This window comes from Oryzomicrobium sp., assembly GCF_036820405.1.
In the GTDB taxonomy this organism is placed as follows: Bacteria; Pseudomonadota; Gammaproteobacteria; order Burkholderiales; family Rhodocyclaceae; genus Oryzomicrobium.
On record NZ_DAISLS010000001.1, the window covers coordinates 352,143 to 358,142 of the forward strand.

Consider the following 6,000-nt stretch of genomic DNA (forward strand, 5'->3'; position numbering starts at 1 on the left):
CGATCAGTAACCGGCAGTAAAACGGCGGCGCGAATGGGCCGGAGTTTCCACCTCGTCGAGCATGGCCACCGCGTAATCCTCCACCGAAATCTCGCTCTTGCCCTCAGCATTGGTCAGCAGCTGGTCGGTGCCCAGGCGGAACTTGCCGGTGCGCTGGCCCGGGGCGATCAGGGCCGAGGGGCTGAGCATGGTCCAGTTCAGGTCCGGCTCCTGGCGCAGCAGCTTGAGCACTTCCCGGGCGCCTTCGGCGGTGCCCTTCCACTGGGCGGGGAATTCCGGGGTATCGAGCAATTGCAGGCCCGGCGCCACTTCCAGGCTGCCGGCGCCGCCGACGATGAGGAAGCGAGGCACGCCAGCCTGCTTGACGGCGGCGACGATGGACTTCACCCCCGCCACGTAATAGCCATAGACGTCGCTCTGGGCATGGCCGCTGAAGGCGCTGATGACCACCTGGTGGCCGGCCAGCAGACTCGCCAGGGCGGCGGTGTCGTTCACATCCGCCTTGATGGCGGTGAGGTTGGCCTGGGGCGCCAGCTTTTCCGGGTGGCCCACCAGGGCCGTGACCTGATGGCCCCGGGCCAGGGCCTCGTTGAGCAGGTTGGAACCGATGAAGCCGGTGGCGCCGATGAGTGCGATTTTCATGAACGTATCTCCGTCAGATTTGATCCGGGTCCCGGCATCCGCGCCGGAACGACATGGCGGCATGATGGACCGATTGATTGAGCGGATAAATCCTATAATCAACGAATCATTGTTATCGATTAATTGACTATGAACCGGGAACTCCACGGCAATCTGGACCGCCTGCTGGTCTTTGCCGCCGTCGCCGAAACCGGCAGCTTCACCGCCGCCGCCGAACGGCTCGGCATCACCAAGGCCCACGCCAGCCTCCAGATCGGCCGCCTCGAAGCCCAACTGGGCACCGCCCTGTTCACCCGCACCACTCGCCGGGTGCGCCTCACCGACGCCGGCCAGGCCCTCTTCGAGCGCACCGCCCCGGCCCTGGACACCCTGGGCGACGCCTTCCACGGCGCCGGCAGCAGCGAAGGCGGCCTTAGCGGCACCCTGCGCCTCACCGCCCCGGTGGGCCACGCCACCCAATCCGTGGCCCCGGCCCTGGCCGAATTCGCCGCCCTGCATCCCGCCCTACAGTTCGAGTTGTACACCGGCGACCGGGTTCTCAATCTGGTGGAAGAAGGCATCGACCTGGCAATCCGCCTCGGCGAACTGCGGGACTCGTCCCTGCGCGCCATCCGCCTCGGCGGCTTCGACCAGATCGCCGTCGCCGCCCCCGACTACCTGGCCCGCCAGGGCACGCCCCAAACCCCGGACGACCTGGCCGACCACGACTGGATCGGCTTCACCCTGCTGCACGCGCCTCTGACCTGGACCTTCACCCGCCCCGGCAGCGAACCCCGCACCGTGCGCATGAAAGCCCGCATCCGCGTCGACTCCAGCGCCGCCCTCCTCGCCCTCCTGCAACGGGGCGCCGGCATCTCGGTCCTCGACCAATTCAGCACCGCCGACGCCCTACGCGACGGCCGCCTGGTGCGGGTGCTGCCGGACTGGTCACTGCCAGCGGGCGGCGTGTACGCCGTGCTCCCGCCGGGGCCCCATGTGCCCGCGTATGTGCGGGCGTTTGTGGAGTTTTATCGGGGGTTTGTGGGGAGGGGGGAGAGCAGATTTATGGAATGTTTTCCACAACACCCTTAAAACGAACATCTCACTCCTTGCATAGAAATAATGACATATTGGTAAAACTGCGATTTAAATCGCCCCTTCCCGTTTACAATTTAATAGTGGCGCCGTAACGCCGAGTTTTTTTGGAGGAAACCATCGTGCTTGTGCCGCGCCGTGTCACCCAATGTTTGGATGAACCACCGAATTCCCAGGAAGAAAAGCACCTTCCGTTGGAGAGCCTTCGCAAACAAGAGGCCTGGATTTTATTGGGCGAGCCAGGGGCTGGAAAGTCGAAAGCTTTCGAGATCGAAGCTCAGGCGACCGAAGGTATCTTCATTTCCATCGCCGAGTTTCTGAGCGATGAACCCGACCCGGCATGGCGTGAAAAGACACTCTATCTCGACGGCTTGGATGAGACGCGTGCCAGCGGGGGCGATCATTCCGTCCTGCTCCGGATACGAGCCGGCCTAAAGAAACTTGGTAAGCCCCGATTTCGTATCGCATGTCGCGCAGCGGATTGGTTTGGTTCGACGGATAGCCAAGCCATTGGCGATATTTCGCAAGACAGGCAACTTGGTGTCTATGTGCTCGCACCACTGACAATCAGCGATATCAAAGAAATCCTTCGTGAAAATCACGAAATTGCCGATCCTGAAACATTTATCGAGAATGCGCGCCTGCGCGGAATTGAAGGTTTGCTAGACAACCCCCAGACACTTAGCCTTCTTGCTGAAGCAATTCGCGACGGCCAGTGGCCGAGGACACGATTGGAAACATTTCAACTCGCCTGTCGGAAGCTAGCGGATGAAGATTCAAAACAACATCGTCTGCTCGCTCGTGCAAACGCAACCCCCGTTGAAAATATATTGGCAGCGGCAGGCCAGCTCTTTTCTGTATTGCTGCTCTCTGACAAATCGGGTGTCGCGCTGGATAGGGAAAGCATCGACGACCAATTTCCCCTTCTCGACATTTTTTCGCCCAGCGAACTTTCTATCGCCAAGTTGGCCACAAGCCGCAAGCTGTTCCGTTCAGCGACCGATGCACAAGAACGCGTTGTTCCCAGCCATCGAAGCATTGCCGAATTCCTTGCCGCTCAGTGGCTCGCCGAGCGGATTGACCATGGGGGCTTACCCTTGGGTCGAGTCCTTAATCTCTTTTTAGGCATGGAAGAACGGACAGTGGCCAGTCTGCGCGGACTTTACGGATGGTTGGCCTGGCATTGCCAGTCGGCACGACAGCGCTTAATCGAAGCCGATCCACTCACCGTCATCATCTACGGTGATGTCAAACCGATGTCTCTGGGAGACAAGCGGAGGCTGCTTGTCGGCTTACGACGGGAAGCCAAAGTACAGATTTACTATCGATGGGAGATACCGTCGGCCAATCAGTTTGGTGCCTTGGCAGACAAGGAACTAGCTGACGACTTCGCAGCCTTCTTGGGAACGACCCGGCGGGACGATGCCAGCCAATCCATGGTTGCCTGTGTCTTGGACATCCTGAGTGCAGCAGAAACAATTCCAGACTTGGGGCCAATGATCAAGGCGATTGTCCTCGACGATGCCTGGTGGCCAGGCATCCGCAGGCACGCGCTCGAAACCTGGCTAAAGTATTCGCCGCCCGTAGGGGAAGCAATTTCATTACTGGATATGCTTAACTTTAAGCAAGGCCTTGAGGACAAGGACGAACTGATTGGTATTCTACTGACTGGACTTTATCCGGAACAAATCCCAGCGGAGAAAGTATTAATCTATCTGCACGCACCGAAAGATCGCAACGCCGTTGGAGGACATTACTCAATATTTTGGGAATACACCTTCCCCAAAGTAGTCCCTGGAACCGATCTACCGATTCTGCTTGACGAATTGGCAGGCCGCACTGATATTGAATTTTCTGATGAAATTAGATTCATTTTTGATTTAAATAGAACATTGGGCGTTCTCATCACTCGTGGCTTGCAGACCAATGGCGACAACATTAACGATGAACGACTGTATGCCTGGCTAGGTATTGGTGCCGATAAGTATGGGGAAATCCGACGAGAGAGCGAGCACCAGCAAGCGATTACCGACTGGTTTGCTGCCCGTCCCGAGCGTTACAAAGGAGTCCTCAGACTTTGTTATAGGCGCAGTGAATCTTCGGATCACGTCAGATCCTGTTTGTTCAATCAAGAACGTCGCCTGAAAAACATACCGCCCCCCAACGACATTGGCTTATGGCATCTCGAGCAGGTAGCCCTGGCGACTCATGATGAATTGGCTGAGCAACATTTTTATGAATCTGTTCGCACCCTAATATCCGGTCAATATTGCGCCGACTTGTCTTTGGAGAAAATCGAAGCATGGGGTGAAGCCAATCCCACACGCAGGCATTGGCTGGACTCAATGCTAACTTGGGAAATTCCCGAATGGCGTCAGAAGCAGGCAGCCAGAAACAAGACGCGCAAGCTTGAAAAAGCCGAGCAAAAGCGCAGTAAGGCCAGCGAGATATTAAAACACCTTGACGAGATACGAAACGGTAAGGCATCTCCGGGCATCATGCATGAGTTGGCTGGCGTATGGCTCGATCATTACAGTGATACTCGTGGTGACTCCGTGCAGGCTCGATTCGACATCTATTGCGATAATGGAGCTCAGGTTTTGGAGGCAGCTGAGACGGGATTCATTTATTGTTCCGAGAGAAACGATCTTCCCAGTGTGCAGGAAATCGTCGATCTAAGCACCAAGCGACACGAACATTACATTCGTAAACCATGTCTTATTGGTATGGAATTGCGCTGGCAAACTGGCGAATCCTTGGTTGAATCCCTAAGCGAAGATAAACTGCGTCGCATGCTGGCTTTTCGCTTGACCTACGGCACCGACAAAGAATCGGCATGGTTCTCATATCTTTTGAAAACCCGCCCTATGCTGGTGGCTGAAGTATTTATCGCTTATACCAGCGCAATGCTTAAGGCCAAGCTAGTGGGCATATACGGTCTATACGACCTTGCCTATGACGATGCCTACCGGGCGGTGGCCGAATTGACCGTCATTCCCTTGCTGACGAAATTCCCGGCCCGCATCAAGTTGCCATTGCTACCGTATCTCGAACATTTGCTGAAAGCTGCCCTGCTCTATGCTCCAGGGGAATTGAAAGGATTACTGGAACGAAAACTTGCCATGAAAGGCATGGATGTTCCCCAACGCGTTTATTGGCTGACCGTTGGCATGCTGATCGAGTCGCCACAATATGAAATACAGCTTTGGCGATATATCGGCCAGTCCTGGGCTCGCGCCAAGCACCTTTGCACTTTTGTAAGCGATCGGTTCAATGGCTTGAGCAACGACTATGAACTGTCCGCAGCTACGCTGGGCAGGCTGATTGAATTGCTCACTCCCCACGCAGATCTGGAACATCGCTCGGGATTGGTAACAGAGCCAATGCGCATGGGTGAAAATGTCCATGCCATGGTGACCCGCCTTGGGGCTCTCGCCAACCAGAACGCAGCTGATGAAATCGAGCGCCTTCTGGCCATCCCGGCCTTGGAAAGGCTGAAACATGCGCTGGGTAATGCTAAGCATCAACTGAAATTGAAGCAGCGGGAAAATTCCTTCCGTTTCCCGTCCCTACAAAGCGTGGTCAACGTGCTGGAAAACCGGGAGCCGACAAATGCTGCCGACCTTTCTGCACTGACGCTTGATTTCCTCGATCACATTGCCTACGAAATTCGACATGACAACGACGATGGATTTCGCGCTTTCTGGAACGTCGAGAACAGAAAGCCTATAGGCAAGCGCGAAGAGAACCTTTGTCGGGATGGGCTACTAACACGGCTCCGCCATCGTTTCACGTCGGCTCCTTTCGGAGTCGATTGCCAACCCGAGGGCGATTACGCCAACGACAAGCGGGCTGACATCCGACTGTCCTATCGCAACAACTTTGAGTTACCCATCGAAATCAAGCGTGACGATAATCGGGAGCTCTGGGGAGCAGCACGCGCACAGTTGATGAAGCAGTATGCGATTTCACCCAAGGCTGGGGGCTATGGAATATATCTCGTCTTGTGGTTTGGCCTAGGTGATTTTCCGGAGCCTCGTGATGGGGCGAAAAAACCCATTTCGCTGGAAGAACTACACAGTCGCCTTGAGGAACAGCTCACCCCGGAAGAGCGGCAACGTATCGTCGTTCGTGTTCTGGACGTCAGCTGGCCGTAAAGCATGGACCGGGAGTGAAGAAATCCTTTTCGTAGTAAAGACTAATTCAAGTCGTTCGATAAAAAATGGAAAAAGCAAAACGCCGGGTCCCCGACCCGGCGTTTTGCTTTTTAGGCAGGCGTAATCT

3 protein-coding genes are annotated in these 6,000 nt (G+C 55.9%); 2 read left to right on the forward strand and 1 reads right to left on the reverse strand.

Annotation, left to right across the window (positions count from 1 at the left end; all coding sequences use genetic code 11):
- Positions 1-3: 3 nt before the first annotated feature.
- Positions 4-642 (reverse strand): NAD(P)-dependent oxidoreductase, encoded by a 639-nt coding sequence (locus V7Z98_RS01505; RefSeq protein WP_334156721.1) that lies wholly within the window; start codon positions 640-642, stop codon positions 4-6.
- Positions 643-771: 129 nt separating this feature from the next.
- On the opposite strand from V7Z98_RS01505, the gene V7Z98_RS01510 reads away from it, so the two are divergent.
- Together V7Z98_RS01510 and V7Z98_RS01515 are read left to right on the forward strand one after the other, a co-directional pair.
- Positions 772-1,713 (forward strand): LysR family transcriptional regulator, encoded by a 942-nt coding sequence (locus tag V7Z98_RS01510; protein ID WP_334156722.1) that lies wholly within the window; start codon positions 772-774, stop codon positions 1,711-1,713.
- A 110-nt stretch (positions 1,714-1,823) separates the two neighbouring features.
- Entirely contained in the window at positions 1,824-5,873 is a 4,050-nt protein-coding gene (locus V7Z98_RS01515) for an NACHT domain-containing protein (RefSeq protein WP_334156723.1), read from the forward strand.
- Positions 5,874-6,000: the final 127 nt, after the last annotated feature.

Excerpts from the sequence above, each read along its gene's own strand:
- V7Z98_RS01505 (WP_334156721.1), bottom strand. The coding sequence starts at position 642 with ATGAAAATCGCACTCATCGGCGCCACCGGCTTCATCGGTTCCAACCTG.
- V7Z98_RS01510 (WP_334156722.1), top strand. The coding sequence starts at position 772 with ATGAACCGGGAACTCCACGGCAATCTGGACCGCCTGCTGGTCTTTGCC.